This window comes from Pseudomonas sp. WS 5010 (assembly GCF_012985565.1).
Lineage (GTDB): Bacteria > Pseudomonadota > Gammaproteobacteria > Pseudomonadales > Pseudomonadaceae > Aquipseudomonas.
In genome coordinates this window covers 181,466-198,205 of the sequence record NZ_JAAQWQ010000007.1, presented here as the reverse complement: position 1 = coordinate 198,205, position 16,740 = coordinate 181,466, and the positions used below count along the sequence as shown (strand labels likewise).

Genomic DNA, 16,740 nt, shown 5'->3' with positions numbered 1-16,740 from the left:
AACCTGCGGTCGGATCATCATGACACAAGCCCTCGGCCAAACATAACCGAGTCTCAATTGGCGCCTTTATAGACACAAGGCATTAGGACAATAGACGACGGTGGTTGTTCTGGATGAGTCGAAGTAGGACAATTGTCGGCTTCTCGACATCATCAGCGATATTGAATGGCCTTCCTTGCTCTGGGTATCAACCACAAGACTGCTTCTGTAGACGTCCGCGAGCGCGTGGCGTTTACCCCGGAGCAGTTGGTTGAGGCTTTGCAGCAGCTGTGCCGGCTCACCGACAGCCGCGAAGCTGCGATCCTTTCCACCTGCAATCGCAGTGAGCTCTATATAGAGCAGGAACATCTTTCGTCGGATGGGGTGCTGCGCTGGCTGGCTGATTACCATCATTTGAGCCTGGATGACCTGCGCGCCAGCGCTTATGTGCATGAAGATGATGCGGCAGTTCGTCACATGATGCGTGTGGCATCCGGGCTCGACTCCCTGGTTTTGGGCGAGCCGCAGATCCTCGGCCAGATGAAGTCGGCCTACGCCGTGGCCCGTGAAGCCGGGACCGTGGGGCCGTTGCTGGGGCGTCTGTTCCAGGCCACCTTCAATTCGGCCAAGCAGGTGCGTACCGATACGGCGATTGGCGAAAACCCGGTCTCCGTGGCATTCGCCGCTGTCAGCCTGGCCAAGCAGATCTTCAGCGACCTGCAACGCAGCCAGGCCTTGCTGATCGGCGCCGGCGAGACCATCACCCTGGTCGCCCGGCACCTGCATGACCTGGGGGTCAAGCGGATCGTGGTGGCCAACCGAACCCTGGAGCGCGCCAGCATCCTGGCCGAAGAGTTCGGCGCCCACGCGGTGTTGCTCGCCGACATCCCGGCGGAACTGGTGCGCAGCGATATCGTCATCAGCTCCACCGCCAGCCAGTTGCCGATCCTTGGCAAGGGCGCGGTGGAAAGCGCGCTGAAGCTGCGCAAGCACAAGCCGATTTTCATGGTGGATATCGCCGTTCCCCGGGATATCGAGCCGGAAGTCGGCGAGTTGGACGACGTTTACCTCTATAGCGTCGACGACCTGCACGAAGTGGTCGCCGAAAACCTCAAGAGCCGCCAGGGCGCTGCCCAGGCCGCCGAGGAAATGGTCGCGATCGGCGCCGATGACTTCATGGTGCGCCTGCGCGAGCTGGCCGCCGTGGATGTGCTCAAGGCCTATCGCCAGCAAGGCGAGCGCCTGCGTGACGAGGAATTGATCAAGGCCCAGCGCCTGCTGGCCAATGGCGGCAACGCTGAAGATATCTTGATGCAATTGGCCCGTGGCCTCACCAACAAGCTGTTGCATGCTCCCAGCGTACAGCTTAAAAAACTGACAGCCGAAGGCCGCCTCGATGCGCTGGCCATGGCCCAGGAACTCTTTGCCCTCGGTGAGGGCGCGTCAGACAGCTCTTCGGATAAAAAACTGCAATGAAAGCGTCACTGCTCAATAAACTGGACGTGCTCCAGGACCGTTTCGAAGAACTGACCGCCTTGCTCGGCGACGGCGAGGTTATTTCCGATCAGACCAAGTTCCGTGCCTATTCCAAGGAATACGCCGAAGTTGAGCCGATCGTGACCACCTATTCGCAACTGCTCAAAGTGCAGGCCGACCTCGAAGGCGCCCAGGCGCTGCTCAAGGACAGCGACCCGGACATGCGCGAAATGGCCGTGGAAGAAGTCCGCGAAGCCAAGGAAAAGCTCGTCGAGCTCGAAGGCGACCTGCAACGCATGCTGCTGCCCAAAGACCCTAACGATGGGCGCAACGTCTTCCTGGAAATCCGCGCTGGCACCGGCGGTGACGAGGCGGCGATCTTCTCCGGCGACCTGTTTCGCATGTATTCGCGTTATGCCGAGCGGCGCGGCTGGCGCGTGGAAATCCTCTCCGAAAACGAAGGCGAGCACGGCGGCTACAAGGAAATCATCGCCCGCGTCGAAGGCGAGAACGTCTACGGCAAGCTGAAGTTCGAATCCGGCGCGCACCGCGTACAACGTGTGCCCGCCACCGAGTCCCAGGGCCGTATCCACACCTCGGCCTGCACCGTGGCGGTATTGCCAGAACCGGACGAGCAGGAAGCCATCGAAATCAACCCGGCGGACTTGCGCGTCGACACTTATCGCTCATCGGGCGCCGGTGGCCAGCACGTCAACAAGACTGACTCGGCGATCCGCATCACCCACTTGCCGTCCGGCATTGTGGTGGAGTGCCAGGAAGAGCGTTCCCAGCACAAGAACCGGGCGCGGGCCATGTCCTGGTTGTCGGCCAAGCTCAACGACCAGCAGACCAGCGCCGCGGCCAACGCAATTGCCAGCGAGCGCAAGTTGCTGGTGGGCTCGGGTGACCGCTCCGAGCGCATTCGCACCTATAACTACGCCCAGGGCCGGGTCACCGACCATCGGGTCAACCTGACCCTGTATTCCCTGGACGAAATCCTTGCCGGTGGCGTGGACGCAGTGATCGAGCCGTTGCTCGCCGAATACCAGGCCGACCAACTGGCCGCGATAGGTGAATAAATGACCATTATTGCCAGCTTGTTGCGCGCCGCCGACCTGCCAGATTCGCCTACCGCCCGCCTGGACGCCGAATTGCTGCTGGCCGCTGCCTTGGGCAAGTCCCGCAGCTACCTGCACACCTGGCCGGAAAAAATCGTCAACAGCGAAGACGCGCTGCGCTTTGCCGATTACCTGCAACGTCGCCGCAGCGGTGAGCCGGTGGCCTATATCCTCGGCCAGCAAGGCTTCTGGAAGCTCGACCTGGAAGTCGCGCCGCACACCCTGATCCCACGCCCGGACACCGAGTTGCTGGTGGAAGCAGCCCTGGAGTTGTTGCCCGCCACCCCGGCCACTGTCCTGGACCTGGGCACTGGCAGCGGCGCCATCGCCTTGGCCCTGGCCAGCGAGCGCCCGGCCTGGCGCGTGACGGCGGTGGATCGCGTGCTCGAAGCGGTGGCCCTGGCCGAGCGCAATCGCCAGCGCTTGCACCTGGATAACGTCACGGTGCTTAACAGTCACTGGTTCAGCGCCCTGAAAGATCACACCTATCACCTGATCATCAGCAACCCGCCCTACATTGCCGACAGCGATCCGCACCTGGTGGCGGGCGATGTGCGTTTCGAGCCGGCCAGCGCACTGGTGGCCGGCCACGATGGCCTGGACGACCTGCGCCTGATCATCGCCCAGGCGCCGCAGCACCTGGAGGCTGGTGGCTGGTTGCTGCTCGAACACGGTTATGACCAGGCCCCGGCCGTGCGTGACTTGCTGCTGACCCAAGGTTTCGAAGAGGTCCACAGCCGTATCGACCTCGGCGGCCACGAGCGCATCAGCCTGGGGCGCCGGCCGTGCTGACCGATCAGGAGCTGTTGCGCTATAGCCGACAGATCCTGTTGCAACAGGTGGACATCGACGGCCAGTTGCGCCTGAAAAACAGCCGCGTGCTGATCGTCGGTCTCGGCGGCCTCGGTGCCCCGGTGGCGCTGTACCTGGCGGCTGCCGGCGTGGGTGAGCTGCATCTGGCGGACTTTGATACCGTCGACCTGACCAACCTGCAACGCCAGATCATCCACGACACCGACAGCGTTGGCCTGAGCAAAGTGGACTCGGCCATCCGCCGCCTGAGCGCGATCAACCCCGAGGTCCGGCTGGTTGCCCATCGCACGGCGCTGGACGCCGACTCGCTGGCCGCCGCCGTGGCCGATGTGGACCTGGTGCTCGACTGCTGTGACAACTTCACCACCCGTGAGGCGGTGAACGCGGCGTGCGTGGCGGCTGGCAAGCCCCTGGTCAGCGGCGCGGCGATTCGCCTCGAAGGCCAGCTCTCGGTGTTCGACCCACGCCGCCCGGAAAGCCCCTGCTACCACTGTTTATATGGGCACGGCAGCGATACCGAATTGACCTGCAGCGAAGCCGGCGTCGCCGGCCCATTGGTAGGCCTGGTCGGCAGCCTGCAAGCCCTGGAAGCCCTGAAGCTGCTGGCTGGCTTTGGCACACCGCTGGTTGGGCGCCTGCTGTTGATCGACGCCCTGGGCACACGTTTTCGCGAACTGCGGGTCAAGCGCGACCCCGGTTGCAGCGTCTGCGGTAGCCAGCATGGTTAAGGATGCACCGATTGGTGTGTTCGACTCCGGTGTCGGCGGTCTGTCGGTGCTGGACGAAATTCATCGGTTGTTGCCCCATGAATCGCTGCTATACGTGGCGGATTGCGGGCATATCCCCTATGGCGAGAAAACCCCTGCATTCATTCGCGAACGTTCGCGGGTGGTCGCAGAGTTTTTCCGTGGGCAGGGCGCCAAGGCCTTTGTGATTGCCTGCAACACGGCAACCGTGGCGGCGGTCGCGGATTTGCGCAGTGATTACCCGGACTGGCCGCTGGTGGGCATGGAGCCAGCGGTCAAGCCAGCCGCCGCCGCAACCCGCAGCGGTGTGGTCGGGGTGCTGGCCACTACGGGCACCCTGCAAAGTGCCAAGTTCGCTGCGCTGCTGGATCGTTTTGCCACCGACGTGCGGGTGATTACCCAGCCATGCCCGGGGCTGGTGGAGCTGATCGAAGCCGGCGACCTGGACAGCCCGGCGCTGCGCCAGATGCTGCAAGGTTATGTCGCGCCGCTGGTCGAGGCCGGATGCGACACCATCATCCTTGGTTGCACTCACTATCCTTTCCTCAAGCCGCTGCTGGCGACGATGCTGCCACCGTCGATCATCCTGATCGACACCGGGGCGGCCGTGGCGCGCCAACTGCAACGCCTGCTGGGTGAGCGTCAGTTGCTGGCCGAGGGCAATCCTCGGGCCGCGCAGTTGTGGACCAGCGGTGATCCGCAACATCTCAGAAATATCCTACCCACACTATGGAAATTCAGCGGCGTTGTGCGAAGCTTCGCCCTGTGAAAAATTCGTGAAATAGCGGGTTTTCCGGCTGAACTTCTGCGTTGTCCGTGATTTCTATAGCTCTTGATGAGCAGTACAAAACCATACAACTTCGTTTGGAAAGGATGTTTCTTATGAGGCGCTTGTTCTGTTTGGCTGCGATTGCGGCCGTCGTGGTGGGACACTCGGTTTCGGCCCAGGCTGCCGGCCTGGAGTTTGCGGTGGGGCATACCAGCGATTCGACCATGACTTATCGTCTGGGCCTGCAATCGGACTGGGACAAGAGCTGGTGGCAGAGCGATGTGGGGCGCCTGACTGGCTACTGGAGCGGCGCTTATACCTTCTGGGACGGTGACGAACGGGCGAGTGTCAGCAGCCTGTCGTTTTCGCCGGTGTTTGTGTATGAATTTGCCGGTGAGTCGGTCAAACCCTACATCGAAGCGGGGATCGGCGTGGCGCTGTTCTCACGCAGCCGGGTCGAAGACAACAACATTGGCGGCGCTTTCCAGTTCGAAGACCGCCTGGGCTTTGGCTTGCGCTTTGCCGGTGGGCACCAGGTGGGGATCCGTGCCACGCACTATTCCAACGCTGGCATCAGCAGCCACAACGATGGTATCGAGAGCTATTCGTTGAACTACACCATGCCGCTCTGATTTTCCCAGCACAGCAGAACCCATGTAGGAGCGGGCTTGCCCGCGATGCAGACGACTCGGTGCTTCAGACAAACCGAGGTGATGCTATCGCAGGCAAGCCAGCTCCCACATTTGCCCTGGGATCAGCGGTAGACCGTCGCAATCCCCAGGCGCTCTTCAAGGCACTCCGGCGCGCCCATCTCGAATTCCCGGCAAATCAGCGGTCGTTTCTCATAGATCGTGCACATCATCGTGTCGCGATCCAACGCCGCGCACCAGCCGTCGTCCAGGCGCAGCATGACTTCGCCGCCCCAATCGTCCGTATCGATAAAGCGATCAGGCACGCCAGTGTCGGTGATCAGCATGACTTCCAGCTGGCAGCAGCAGGCTGCGCACGTGGAGCAGGTGACGGCAGGTTCGGTGATTTGGGTGTGAGGGATGGTGGTCATAGGCGCGCAGTGTAAGGCAAGCCGGTCTAGCGCGTGTGAAAGCTCTGACAAACGTCAGCGCGCGAGCCGGTGCAGGCCAGGAAATACCACAGCCCACAGCAGCGCGATTGCCACCAGGGTTGGCACGGTGGCAAAGCCGAAGCTCACACCGGCCAACTGGCTGCCGGCGTAGTACGACAGCGGCCCGCCCGCAGCTCCGAGCAGGCTTGCGCGCCACCAGGGCCGGGCGCTCCAGGCCAGGCAGTGGCGTAGGGTGGTCGCCAGCAGCGCCCACAGCAGGATCAGCCACGCAGGAATCAACGGGCCTGGATCACTGAATTCAAACACCCCGAGCGTGCGCAGCAGCGTGTCCAGCAGGGTGCCCAGCACGGTCACGCTCAAGATCAACCGCCACTCAACGGCCCACGAAGTTATCCACAGCAGGTGGACCGCCAGCACGCCCAGCCCGACCAACAACCACAGGCTGTCACCACCGATCACACAGGCAAACCAACCGCACTGGAACAACGCGGCGTTGGCCAGGTTTTTAAGCATTGAAGCGCCCGAGCAACGGTTGTGTCACCGCGCAGGGCTTGGCCAGCAGCAACTGCGCGGTGCCGATGGTGCGTTCCATAAAGCCGCCTTCGCAGTAGCACAGGTAGAACTCCCACAACCGCAGGAAGTATTCGTCGTAGCCCAGTTCCGTCAGTCGACCGTGGGCGCGGCGAAAGTTCTCATGCCACAAGCGCAAGGTTCGCGCGTAATGCAGGCCGAAATCCTCCATGTGCAACAGGTTCATATCGGTGTCGCGGCTGACGATCTGCAACATCTTCTGTACACAGGGCAAGGCACCGCCGGGGAAGATGTAGCGCTGGATGAAGTCGACGCTGCCCTTGGCCTGTTCATAACGTTGTTCGCGAATGGTGATGGCCTGCAACAGCATCAACCCGTCGCTCTTGAGCAAGTGCGCGCATTGCTTGAAGTAGGTGGGCAGGAAACGATGGCCCACGGCCTCGATCATTTCGATGGACACCAGCTTGTCGTATTGCCCGCTCAGGTCGCGGTAGTCCTGCAACAGCAGCGTCACCTGGTCCTGCAGCCCCAAGGCCTGGATGCGCTGTTCGGTGTAGGCAAATTGCTCCTTGGACAAGGTGGTCGTGGTGACCTGGCAGCCGTACTGCTGCGCTGCATACAGGGCCATGCTGCCCCAGCCGGTGCCGATTTCCAGCAGGTGGTCCGATGGCTTGAGTGCCAGTTTCTGGCAAATGCGCTCCAGCTTGTTAAGTTGTGCCTGCTCCAGCGTGTCGTCGGCGGTAAGGAACTGCGCCGCCGAATACATCATGGTCGGGTCAAGAAACTCCTGGAACAGGTCGTTACCCAGGTCGTAGTGGGCGGCGATGTTTTTTTGCGAGCCCTTGCGGGTGTTGCGATTGAGCCAGTGCAAGCCTTGGGTGAGCGGGCGGGCCAGCTTGGCCAGGCCGCCTTCGAGGGCGTCCAGTACATCGAGGTTGCTGACCATCACGCGCACCACGGCGGTCAGGTCCGGGCTGCTCCAGAACCCATGGATAAACGCCTCGCCGGCACCGATGGAACCGTTGGCGGCCACCAGGCCCCACACCGCCGGGTCGAGGATCTGGATCTCCCCCAGCAAGTGCGCTTCCCGTGCGCCGAACACCTGGCGCTCGCCGTCCTCGATCACCACCAGTTGGCCATGGCGCAGCTTGCCGAGTTGGCGCAGCACGGCTTTGCGCAACAGCGCGCCGGTCAGGCCGTTGACGTTCAGGCGGTTGGATTTGACCGATAAGCTAGGGGATTTCATGGCGACGATCCTTGGGATAGCCAATTGCACAGGCGCCATCGGCGGCCTGATGGGGAAAAATCGGGGTGCGTTTAAAAAGCAGGCGCAGCGCTTGCCAGTAGATGGCCAGGCAGGTCTTGGCGGTCATCCACGGAAAGCGCCGCAAGTAGCGATGCAGGCTGGCGCGGTCGAGGGCTTCGCGTTGCAGGCTCAAGGTGGCATCGAACACCTTGGTCTCGCCTTGCCAGTCGGCCATATGCACGCCCAAGCGCTGGCTCGGCGGGCTGAAGCTCATGCGGTATTCCAGGTCTCGGGGCAAAAACGGCGACACATGAAACGCCTTGGCCACCGCGAAATGCTGATGCTCGCCAACCGCCAGGGCCTGGGCCGGCAGCACGTAGTGATAACGCTCGCGCCATGGCGTGTTGGTCACTTCACAGACAATCGCCGCCAGTTGCCCGTCGGCCTCAAAGCAATAGAAGAAACTCACCGGGTTGAACGCCAGGCCCCAACTGCGGGCCTGGGTCAGCAGGCAGATGTTGCCCTGGGGGGTATGCCCCAGCGCCGTGCCGACCACTTGGCGCACGGCATCGATCAAGCAGGTGCCGTCGCGGGTCAATTCACGCAGGTAATCCTGCTGGCGAAACGCAAAGGGCGCGAAGCGGCCATGACCTGCTAAGGGCGACAGCCCCAGCACCTGTTCCTGTTCGCTCAGATCCAGGTACAGCAGGCCGATGCGATAGCGAAAGGCATGGCCTTTGGGGGTGAAGCGCCGGTGGGCGATCCAGCCGCTGTAGAGCGCGCTGTTCACAGGGTTTCCCCAAAGGCTTGGGCCACGCGCAGGGCGCTGACCACGCCGTCTTCATGAAAACCGTTGGCCCAGTAAGCCCCGCAATAATAGGTGTGCCGGGCGCCATGCAGTTCTTCCCAGCGCGCTTGCGCCGCCACCGCTGCCAGGCTGTATTGGGGATGGGCATAGGTGTAGCGGGCGAGAATCTTCAGCGGGTTGATAATCGCCGTCTGATTGAGGCTCACACAAAAGGTGGTGGGGCTGTCGATGCCTTGCAGGATGTTCATGGCATAGGTGACGGCTGCCGGCTTGTGCGTGCTGGCGTCCATCCGATAGTTCCAGCTGGCCCAGGCCAGTGGGCGATCGGGCAGCAAGCGGGTGTCGGTGTGCAGGGCCACGTCATTGTCGGCGTAGGTTATCGCCCCAAGAATCTGCTGTTCAGCCTGGCTGGGATCGTCCAGCAGGGCCAGGGCCTGGTCGCTGTGGCAGGCGAAGACGACCTTGTCGAAAATTTCACGGCCATCGGCACTGTGGATAACCACGCCTTCTGGTGTGCGCTCGACTTTTTGCACCGGGCAGTTGAGGCGGATCTGCTGGCCAAACGAGCGGGTCAGCGGCTCGATGTAACGACTGGAGCCACCCTCGATCACGCACCACTGCGGCCGATTGTTCACCGACAGCAAGCCGTGGTTCTTGAAGAACCGCACGAAGAACTGCAGCGGGAACCCGAGCATGTCCGCCAGGGGCATCGACCAGATCGCCGCGCCCATGGGCACGATGTAGTGGCGGATAAACCGCGGGCCGTAGTTGCCCGCCTGCAAGTATTCGCCCAGGGTCATCTGTGCGCTGATGCGCTGCTCCTGCAAATCCAGGGGCGCCTGGCGATTGAAACGCAGGATGTCGCGCAACATGCCCCAGAAACCCGGGGACAGGAGATTGCTGCGCTGGGCGAACAGGCTGTTGAGGTTGTTGCCGTTGTACTCGACATTTTCCTCAGGGTCGCACACCGAAAAACTCATTTCGGTCGGCTTGAACGGCACGCCGATCTGCCCCAGCAGGCGGATGAAGTTGGGGTAGGTCCAGTCGTTGAACACAATAAACCCGGTGTCCACCGCATACCGCGTGCCCTCGACGGTCACGTCTACCGTATGGGTATGGCCGCCAATCCGGTCGGCGGCTTCGAACACCGTGATGTCGTGACGGCGGCTGAGCAGATAGGCACTGGTCAGCCCGGAAATACCGCTGCCGATTATGGCGATCTTCACAGGTCGTCCTTCTGCGGCGGCGGGCTGCGCAGCATGCGTTTGCCGATGATCAGTTGCGCGCGGTTCGGCAGTTTCGACAGTGGCCACAGGGTGGCGATGAACAGCGCTGGGAAGGCGATTTCCAGCGGGCGTTTTTCCAGTTTGCCGAAAATATGCCGCGCGGCCTTGTCGGCCGGCCAGCTCAGGGGCATGGGGAAATCGTTGCGTTCGGTCAGTGGCGTATCGACGAAACCGGGGCTGACTACCGTGACATCAATGCCTTCGGGAGACAGGTCGATGCGCAGGGATTCGAACAAGTAACGCAGGCCGGCCTTGGACGCGCCATAGGCTTCTGCGCGGGGCATCGGCAGGTAGGTGACGGCACTGGCGACCCCCACCAGGTGCGGGTTGTGACCGGCACGCAGCAGTGGCAGCGCGGCTTCGATGCAATAACTGCTGGCCAGCAGGTTGGTGCGCACCACGTGTTCGATAATCGACGCATCGAACTGCCGGGCATCCACATACTCGCAGGTGCCGGCATTCAGGATCACGGTGTCCAGGGCGCCCCAGGTCTGTGCGATCTGCTCGCCGATTTCCCGTACGATCTGGCTGTTGGTCAAGTCTCCGGCCACCACCAGCACTTGGCCGGGGTAACGTTGGGCCAGTTGTTCCAGCGGCGCCTTGGAACGTGCACTCAGCGCCACCTGCGCGCCACTGCCGAGCAACTCTTCGGCCAGGGCGGCACCGATGCCACTGCTTGCTCCTGTCAGCCAATAACGGCGTGGCGATTTCAGGCTCATGCCATTCTCCCTTTCAACCAACGGACCAGCCGGCCAAGTACCGGCAGGTGTTCGTAAAGCAGCGCTCCAGCATCAAAGTAATCGCGGTGCCGGTAGACCTTGTCGTGCCATAGCAGGTGGGAGCAGCCTTGCACCTGAATCTGTTGGCCGCCCGCCAGGCGCGGGTGGCAGAAACTCATGGTCCAGCGTAGATAACCCTCGCCTTCGGCCACGTGGTCGAAGCCGTGGAAGTCAAAATGCAGTTGATTGACGTTGCTGTAAAGCTCGGCGAAATACGCATTCAGCGCGCTGATGCCGTGGACCTGGTGCAGTGGATCGCTAAACGATATGTCCTGGCTGTACAGGCTGTCGAGCCGGTGCAGGTTGTGTTTGTTAAGACCGGCGAAAGACTCGGCAAACTGGCGCAGGAAATCACTCATACCCACCTCCTGCCGCCTGGCGCGGGGGCAGGGCACGAAAGGCCGCCAGCGCCCGCTCGCGGGAAGACTTCAGGTCGACGATGGGCCGTGGGTAGTCGGCCACGCCAAACAGGCCGCCGACGGCGTCGGGGTTGTGCACTTGCTTTTTGTTCAATCCCGCCAGTTGCGGCAGCCACTGCTTGATAAAACGCCCTTCGCCGTCGAATTTCTCGGACTGGCTCAACGGGCTGAAAATGCGGAAATACGGCGCCGAGTCGGTGCCGGTGGACGAACTCCACTGCCAGCCTCCGTTATTGGCCGCCAGGTCGCCGTCGATCAGGTGCCGCATAAAAAAGCGCTCACCCTCGCGCCAGTCGATCAAAAGGTTCTTGGTCAGGAACATCGCCACCACCATGCGCAGGCGGTTATGCATCCAGCCGGTTTCCAGGAGCTGGCGCATCGCGGCGTCGATGATCGGCAGGCCGGTGCGTGCCTCTTGCCAGGCGGCCAGGTCGGCGGGGGCGTGGCGCCAGGCCACGGCTTCGGTTTCCGGGCGAAAGGCACGATGGCGCGACACCCGTGGGTAGCCCACCAGGATATGTTTGTAGAACTCACGCCACAGCAGCTCGTTGATCCAGGTGATTGCACCGATATCGCCGCTTTCGAATTCACCCTGGTTGCTTTGCAGCGCCGCATGCAGGCACTGGCGCGGCGAGACCACGCCAGCAGCGAGGTACGCGGAGAGTTGGCTGGTGCCGGGCTTGGCCGGAAAGTCGCGTTCGTCCTTGTAGTAGCTGATCTGGGCCTCGGCAAATTGCCCGAGGCGCCGCTGTGCCTCGTCTTCACCGGCCGGCCACAGGGCGCGCAGGGTGTCGCTGGGCGGGATGAATCCTCTGACCTGTTCGGGAACCTCGTCGCTGGCCAGTGCCAAGGCCGCCTGGGCCTTGGGCGTCGGCACCCGGCGTGGCAGGGCACTGTGCAGGCGGTTGTAACAGACCTTGCGAAACTGGCTGAACACTTGGAAGTAGGTGCCGGTCTTGGTCAGTACGCTGCCGGGTTGGAACAGCAGTTGGTCCAGGTAACTGTAAAAATCCACCCCTTGTGCTTCCAGGGCCTGGGCTACGGCGGCATCACGCCGGCTTTCGTGGATCCCGTACTCTTCGTTGGCGTGGACGGTCTCGACCGCCAAGGCCTGGCACAGCTCGACCAATACCTGTGGCACTTGATCCCATGTATCCGCGTGGCGGATCAGCAGTGGGATATTCAATTCACCCAGGGCCTGGCCCAGGCACTTGAGGTTGCGCAGCCAAAAGTCGACTTTGCACGGCGCATCGTCATGGGCCAGCCATTGCTGCGGCGTGATCAGGTACACCGCCGCCGTCGGGCCACGCTGGCAGGCGGCAGCGAGGGCGGTGTTGTCATGTAGGCGCAGGTCGCTGCGCAGCCAGATCAGGTGCATTTAAAGAAGCCCACGCTGGATCAGGAGCTGATGGGCCGACAACGGGTCTTCGGCCAGCAACAGTTCAGGGATGTCTTGGGTTAATACCGCCAACTCGGCCTGGTGGATGCACACCGTTGGTCCGGCGAGGAGGATTGGGCAACTACTGCCGCTCAAGAGTTTCGGCAGCGCCGCCAGATTGATGGCCTTGCTGGAGTAGAGCACCACGGCGCGTGGTTGCAGGTGTTCGACCGCCAGGGCCAGTTCGCCGGTGGGCAACGGCCAGTCGAAGACTTCCACCGGGCAATCGGCGCTGCTGGCCAACCAGGCGCTCAACCACAGGTGCGGCTCCAGCGGCAGGTCGCAATGGTTGATCAGCAATAACGGGGAGCCACTGAGTTGGCGATTGTTGTGATACATCCGCGCGCCAAATTTGCTGCGCAGCCAAGAGTGGAAAAACACCCGCTCCATCTGCGCGCCGAACTGGCCTTGCCAGCGCTGTTCCAGTTCCTTGAGCAGCGGCAGCAACAGTTGCTCGCACAGGGTGCGCGGCGGGTAGAGGGCCATGGCCTGGTTGAACACATCATCGACCCGGCGCTCGGCCAGTTGGCTGATGGCTTGCACCAGGGTCTGGCGTAGGCCCTGCCATTCGTTTTCGCCGCTGTCGTCCACCGGCTGGGCGCTGTCGATCAACTGCTTGACCTGACTGACCGGCACGCCACGGTTGAGCCAGGTCAGGATGGCCTGGATGCGCTGCACATGCTCGGTGTTGAACAGCCGATGGCCCTTGGGCGTGCGCTGCGGCACGATCAGGCCATAGCGCCGTTCCCAGGCACGCAGGGTCACGGCGTTGACCCCGGTCTGGCGCGCCACTTCGCGAATCGGCAGCCAGCCTTGTTCCAGGGCCTGGGCGACGTCTTCGACGGGGTGGGTGGGGTGGTGCAGGGAAGCATTCATGGGTTAGATCGCATTACGCAGGCTGAGATTTTCCGGATGCGGTTGCAGGTAGGCCTGCTGCGCGATGTAGCGGTCCGGATGTTGGCGAAAGTGATGTTTGAGCAAGGTCAGCGGCACCACCAGCGGCACGATACCGTGGCGGTATTGGCCGATCAGGGTTTGCATCTCCTGTTTGTCCTCGGCGCTGAGGGCTTGCTTGAGATAGCCGCTGATGTGCTGCAGCACGTTGGAATGGGTGCCACGGGTGGCGCACTTTTTCAGGGCACTCATCAGCTCGCTGAAATAGTCCCTGGCCAAGGCATGCAGGTCGCAGCCCTTGCCCATGCTGCCCAGCAGATGGCCGAGGCTTTTGTAGTGGGCCGGGCTGTGGGCCATCAGCAGGTATTTGTAGCGCGAGTGAAAGGCCAGCAGGCGGTGGCGGGTCAAGCCCTCGGCCAGTAGTTGCTGCCAGCTGGCATACACAAACACCCGGGTGAGGAAATTTTCGCGCAGCACCGGGTCATGCAGGCGGCCATCTTCTTCCACTGGCAGATTGGGGTGGCGGGCGCAGAATGCCTGGGCATAGATGCCGCGCCCGCCGCCATCCACCGGGGTGCCGTTGTCGCGGTAGACCTTGACCCGTTCCAGGCCGCACGACGGTGACTTCTGCATGAAGATGTAGCCGCACAGGTCGGTGTGCTCGGCGGCCATGTCCTGGCCGTAGGTGTCCAGCGCGGCGGTCACGTTCAGTTCGCGGTGCACCGTGCCCACGGCCTGCGGTTGCTGCGGGTCGCCCACCAGGCGAATCGGCTCACGGGGGATGCCCAGGCCGATGGCCACTTCCGGGCACAGGGGCACGAAGTCGAAGTAGTCAGCGAGGGTCTGGCTGCACAGAGGGGATTGTTTGTGCCCGCCATTGAAGCGCACGTTCTCGCCGAGCAGGCAGGCGCTGATGGCGATCTTGGGTTTGCCGGTGGCGGACACAGGGGTGGACATGGCAAAACCTCTACAAGATTCCTGTACAGCATGTAATTCCTGTACAACTTAATCTCATCATAGGTCTGAAGCTATACAAGTCAAATTATTTGTACAGGTTTTTACTGCCAGCCGATTTTCCACTGCCCGGCATCTTGCAGGCTTTGCCAGGCCAGGCGCTCTGCGCGACGGGTCAGGACCGCTTGCAGTTCTATCTCCAGCACGCGGCCTTGTTCATCGCGAAACAACTCAGTGACCAGGAAATGCTTTTCCTTGTGCCGAGGCTGGGTGGCGGTCCATTTCGAGAGCAGTAATTTCGCCGGGTTGATGCGCTTCATTGCAGGTGCTCAAGCAGGCGCCGCGCGGCTTCCTGGCCGCTGAGCCATGCGCCTTCGACCCTGCCTGACAGGCACCAGTCGCCGCATACGTAGAGGCCCAGGTCGGCATCCGCCAGCACTCCCCATTCATGGCTGCCCGCCGGGCGGGCGTACAGCCAGCGGTGGGCGAGGCTGAAGGAGGGCGCCGGCATGCTGCAATGCAGCAGTTCGGCAAAGGCGCCGTGGAGCAGTTCGATGATGGCTTCCTTGGGCAGGTCCAGGTGCCTTTTGCTCCAGGCACTGGTGGCGTGCAGGATCCAGGTGTCTGGCGTGGCGTCACGCCCTGGTTTGCTGCGGTTGCGGGCCAGCCAGTCGAGGGGGCTGTCTTGTACGAAACAGCCTTCCATCGGCGTATCCAGCGGCGTGTCGAATGCCAGGGCGACAGCCCAGGTCGGGTCCATTTTCACCCCGGCCGCCGTGCTCGCCAGTTTGGGCGCCGCCGCCAGCAATGCCGTGGCCTGGTGGGCTGGGGTGGCGATGATCACATGGCTGAAGGGGCCATGGTTGCCGCCGTCGGCGTCCAGCAGGTTCCAGTGTTGCTGGCCCTGGAACACTTCGGTGATCCGGCAGCCAAACTCCACCGGCAGGTCATCCAGCAATGCACGGGTGATGGCGCTCATGCGCGGGGTGCCGACCCAGCGGGTCTGTTCGTCGGGGGAGGGGCTCAGTTGGCCGGATTGGCAGTTGTAGAGTTGCGGTTCCCACTCGGCGGCCCAGCCATTGGCTTGCCAGCGTTGCACTTCATTGACGAAGCGCCGGTCGCGCGCAGTGAAGTACTGCGCGCCCAGGTCCAGTGCACCGGCCTCGCTGCGCTTGCTGGACATACGCCCGCCACTGCCACGGCTTTTATCGAAGAGTTGTACAACGTGCCCGGCATCTTTTAACGCTCGGGCGGCCGAAAGTCCGGCGATGCCGGTACCGATGATCGCGATGGGAACAGTCATGGGAGGCCTCGTTTTACCGTTGGGTACAGACTACGCCGACACCAATAGCTGTACAATATTGTTTTTTGGTATAAGTTTCGGCATGCCTGAATGTGTCGCGTGACCTATGGTTAAACCCAGGTCGCGGCCGATTAAAAAGATCCCTGCTTATAAAATAGACCAGCGATGCCCGGCCAACGTTACAGGAGGAAGATCTCATGCATATTTTGCTGACCGGCGGTACAGGTCTGATCGGCCGCCAGCTCTGCCAGCACTGGAGCGCCCAGGGGCATCGGTTGACGGTCTGGAGCCGCAACCCCGCGCAGGTCGCCACGTTGTGCGGTGCGCAGGTGCAGGGCGTGGCCCGTTTGCAGGACGTGACGCAGCCGGTGGATGCCGTTATCAACCTGGCCGGCGCGCCGATTGCCGACCGCCTCTGGACCCACAAACGCAAGGCGCTGCTGTGGAGCAGTCGCATCAGCCTGACGGAAACCCTGCTGGCCTGGCTTGAAGGCCTGGCGGTAAAACCTGCGGTATTGATCAGCGGTTCGGCGGTGGGCTGGTACGGCGATGGCGGTGAGCGCGAGCTGACCGAAGCCAGCGGCCCGGTGCAGGACGATTTCCCCAGCCAGTTATGCATTGCCTGGGAAGAAACCGCCCAGCGCGCCGAAGCCTTTGGCCTGCGGGTGGTGCTGGTGCGTACTGGCCTGGTGCTAGCGGCGCAGGGCGGCTTTTTGTCGCGGCTGTTGCTGCCCTTCAAGCTGGCGCTGGGCGGGCCTATCGGCAACGGTCGGCAGTGGATGCCGTGGGTGCATATCAAGGATCAAATCGCCCTGATTGATTTTCTTCTGCACAAACCTGACGCCAGCGGTCCTTATAATGCCTGCGCGCCGCAGCCGGTGCGTAACCGCGAGTTCGCCAAGACCCTGGGCCAGGTGCTGCACCGCCCGGCGTTCATGCCGATGCCGGCGTTTGCCTTGCGGGTGGGTTTGGGCGAGTTGTCCGGGCTGTTGCTGGGCGGGCAGAAGGCGTTGCCCGAGCGGTTGTTGGCCGCCGGTTTCACTTTTCAGTTCACTGAGTTGCACGCGGCCCTGGACGACTTGTCCAGCCGCCTCTAGAGA

General features: G+C 62.4%; 19 protein-coding genes. 7 read left to right on the top strand and 12 right to left on the bottom strand.

Annotated features, from left to right (window positions below; all coding sequences use genetic code 11):
• Window positions 1–165: 165 nt before the first annotated feature.
• From hemA to HBO11_RS24025, 6 genes are all read left to right on the top strand, one after another.
• Window positions 166–1,455 (top strand): glutamyl-tRNA reductase, encoded by a 1,290-nt coding sequence (hemA, locus tag HBO11_RS24050; RefSeq protein ID WP_169954856.1) that lies wholly within the window; start codon window positions 166–168, stop codon window positions 1,453–1,455.
• Window positions 1,452–2,534 carry a peptide chain release factor 1 gene (gene prfA / locus HBO11_RS24045; RefSeq protein WP_169954857.1) on the top strand — a complete coding sequence of 361 codons (1,083 nt, stop codon included), beginning with the start codon at window positions 1,452–1,454 and terminating at the stop codon, window positions 2,532–2,534. The genes hemA and prfA overlap by 4 nt, the downstream gene beginning before the upstream one ends.
• Entirely contained in the window at window positions 2,535–3,365 is an 831-nt protein-coding gene (prmC, locus tag HBO11_RS24040; RefSeq protein WP_169954858.1) for a peptide chain release factor N(5)-glutamine methyltransferase, read from the top strand.
• Window positions 3,359–4,114 carry a molybdopterin-synthase adenylyltransferase MoeB gene (locus HBO11_RS24035; protein ID WP_169954859.1) on the top strand — a complete coding sequence of 252 codons (756 nt, stop codon included), beginning with the start codon at window positions 3,359–3,361 and terminating at the stop codon, window positions 4,112–4,114. Before prmC ends, HBO11_RS24035 begins: the two co-directional genes overlap by 7 nt.
• Window positions 4,107–4,901 (top strand): glutamate racemase, encoded by a 795-nt coding sequence (murI, locus tag HBO11_RS24030; protein ID WP_169954860.1) that lies wholly within the window; start codon window positions 4,107–4,109, stop codon window positions 4,899–4,901. Before HBO11_RS24035 ends, murI begins: the two co-directional genes overlap by 8 nt.
• Window positions 4,902–5,014: 113 nt before the next feature.
• Window positions 5,015–5,533, top strand: a complete 519-nt coding sequence (locus HBO11_RS24025) for an acyloxyacyl hydrolase (RefSeq protein WP_169954861.1) — start codon at window positions 5,015–5,017, stop codon at window positions 5,531–5,533.
• 122 nt (window positions 5,534–5,655) lie between these two features.
• Here HBO11_RS24025 and HBO11_RS24020 read toward each other — a convergent pair whose 3' ends face one another.
• The 12 genes from HBO11_RS24020 to HBO11_RS23965 form a co-directional block, all read right to left on the bottom strand.
• A complete protein-coding gene (locus tag HBO11_RS24020; RefSeq protein WP_169954862.1) occupies window positions 5,656–5,961 on the bottom strand; it encodes a YkgJ family cysteine cluster protein in 306 nt (101 codons plus the stop codon).
• A gap of 54 nt (window positions 5,962–6,015) precedes the next feature.
• Entirely contained in the window at window positions 6,016–6,495 is a 480-nt protein-coding gene (locus tag HBO11_RS24015) for a DUF2878 domain-containing protein (RefSeq protein WP_169954863.1), read from the bottom strand.
• The gene (locus HBO11_RS24010; RefSeq protein ID WP_169954864.1) at window positions 6,488–7,759 is read right to left on the bottom strand and encodes a cyclopropane-fatty-acyl-phospholipid synthase family protein; all 1,272 of its coding nucleotides are present in this window, start codon (window positions 7,757–7,759) and stop codon (window positions 6,488–6,490) included. The genes HBO11_RS24015 and HBO11_RS24010 overlap by 8 nt, the downstream gene beginning before the upstream one ends.
• A complete protein-coding gene (locus tag HBO11_RS24005; protein WP_169954865.1) occupies window positions 7,746–8,549 on the bottom strand; it encodes a DUF1365 domain-containing protein in 804 nt (267 codons plus the stop codon). Before HBO11_RS24005 ends, HBO11_RS24010 begins: the two co-directional genes overlap by 14 nt.
• Window positions 8,546–9,793 carry an FAD-dependent oxidoreductase gene (locus HBO11_RS24000; RefSeq protein WP_169954866.1) on the bottom strand — a complete coding sequence of 416 codons (1,248 nt, stop codon included), beginning with the start codon at window positions 9,791–9,793 and terminating at the stop codon, window positions 8,546–8,548. The genes HBO11_RS24005 and HBO11_RS24000 overlap by 4 nt, the downstream gene beginning before the upstream one ends.
• Window positions 9,790–10,572, bottom strand: coding sequence for an SDR family NAD(P)-dependent oxidoreductase (locus HBO11_RS23995; RefSeq protein WP_169954867.1), 783 nt, complete (start codon window positions 10,570–10,572; stop codon window positions 9,790–9,792). Before HBO11_RS23995 ends, HBO11_RS24000 begins: the two co-directional genes overlap by 4 nt.
• Window positions 10,569–10,991, bottom strand: coding sequence for a nuclear transport factor 2 family protein (locus tag HBO11_RS23990; protein WP_169954868.1), 423 nt, complete (start codon window positions 10,989–10,991; stop codon window positions 10,569–10,571). Before HBO11_RS23990 ends, HBO11_RS23995 begins: the two co-directional genes overlap by 4 nt.
• Window positions 10,984–12,429, bottom strand: a complete 1,446-nt coding sequence (phrB, locus tag HBO11_RS23985) for a deoxyribodipyrimidine photo-lyase (RefSeq protein ID WP_169954869.1) — start codon at window positions 12,427–12,429, stop codon at window positions 10,984–10,986. The genes HBO11_RS23990 and phrB overlap by 8 nt, the downstream gene beginning before the upstream one ends.
• The gene (locus HBO11_RS23980; RefSeq protein ID WP_169954870.1) at window positions 12,430–13,365 is read right to left on the bottom strand and encodes a MerR family transcriptional regulator; all 936 of its coding nucleotides are present in this window, start codon (window positions 13,363–13,365) and stop codon (window positions 12,430–12,432) included.
• Between the two features lie 3 nt (window positions 13,366–13,368).
• Window positions 13,369–14,340, bottom strand: coding sequence for a DUF523 and DUF1722 domain-containing protein (locus HBO11_RS23975; protein WP_169954871.1), 972 nt, complete (start codon window positions 14,338–14,340; stop codon window positions 13,369–13,371).
• 101 nt (window positions 14,341–14,441) lie between these two features.
• A complete protein-coding gene (locus HBO11_RS23970; RefSeq protein ID WP_169954872.1) occupies window positions 14,442–14,657 on the bottom strand; it encodes a TIGR02450 family Trp-rich protein in 216 nt (71 codons plus the stop codon).
• Complete coding sequence (locus tag HBO11_RS23965; RefSeq protein ID WP_169954873.1) at window positions 14,654–15,640, bottom strand: FAD-dependent oxidoreductase; 987 nt, start codon at window positions 15,638–15,640, stop codon at window positions 14,654–14,656. The genes HBO11_RS23970 and HBO11_RS23965 overlap by 4 nt, the downstream gene beginning before the upstream one ends.
• Before the next feature lie 197 nt (window positions 15,641–15,837).
• Between HBO11_RS23965 and HBO11_RS23960 the strand changes: the two genes are divergently transcribed.
• Complete coding sequence (locus HBO11_RS23960; RefSeq protein ID WP_169954874.1) at window positions 15,838–16,737, top strand: TIGR01777 family oxidoreductase; 900 nt, start codon at window positions 15,838–15,840, stop codon at window positions 16,735–16,737.
• Window positions 16,738–16,740 lie beyond the last annotated feature (3 nt).